The organism is Mesorhizobium abyssinicae (assembly GCF_049887195.1).
GTDB classification, from domain to species: Bacteria; Pseudomonadota; Alphaproteobacteria; order Rhizobiales; family Rhizobiaceae; genus Mesorhizobium; species Mesorhizobium abyssinicae.
The window spans coordinates 1-224 of sequence record NZ_JARAKC010000180.1 but is presented as its reverse complement, the minus strand read 5'-3'; the positions used below and the strand labels follow the sequence as shown (position 1 = coordinate 224).

Here is a 224-nt window from a genome sequence, read left to right as displayed (position 1 = left end):
ACGCCACCGACGTCGACAGCGCCAACGACTTCTCGGTGGCCACCAACGGCGCGCACGGCACGCTGTCCATCAACGCCGCCGGCGAGTGGAGCTATGTCCTCAACGAGGACGACGCCGCCGTCCAGGCCCTCAACACCGGCGATCCGGCGCTCACCGACACCATCACGGTGCAGACCTCCGACGGCACCACCAAGGACATCGTCATCTCCATCCACGGCGCCAAC

The 224-nt window shown here is 67.4% G+C and carries 1 protein-coding gene; it reads left to right on the top strand.

Annotated features, from left to right (window positions below):
- On the top strand, positions 1-224 hold a 224-nt coding region (locus PU724_RS34240; protein ID WP_426213885.1), incomplete at both ends, for a VCBS domain-containing protein.